Raw genomic sequence first — 351 nt, 5'->3', positions numbered from 1 at the left:
TTGGCGCTGTTCGACGACCGCGCCGCGCAGGAGGTCTGGGGCCAGGATTCGAGCGTGCTGATCTCCTCCTCTTACATGCCGGTGGGCAAGGTCACCCGCGTCGACGGCGGCTTCCGCCTCAGCGGCCGCTGGGGCTTCTCCTCGGGCAGCAAGCACTGCCAGTGGGCCTTCCTCGGCGCCATGGTGCCGCCGGAGAAGGACGGCGAGGCCCCGGACTACCGCACCTTCCTCGTGCCGCGCCAGGACTACAGCATCCTCGACAACTGGGATGTCATGGGCCTGGAAGCCACCGGTTCCCATGACGTACTGGTGGAAGACGCATTCGTGCCCGAGTACCGCACCCACCGCTCA

1 pseudogene is annotated in these 351 nt (G+C 67.5%); it reads left to right on the top strand.

The features are described from left to right. A pseudogene (locus tag AAHM40_RS27075) lies at positions 1-351 on the top strand (flavin-dependent monooxygenase); the annotation flags it as partial.

This window comes from Pseudomonas sp. OTU5201, from assembly GCF_038440135.1.
In the GTDB taxonomy this organism is placed as follows: domain Bacteria; phylum Pseudomonadota; class Gammaproteobacteria; order Pseudomonadales; family Pseudomonadaceae; genus Metapseudomonas; species Metapseudomonas resinovorans.
This window is presented reverse-complemented; position numbering and strand designations above follow the sequence as displayed.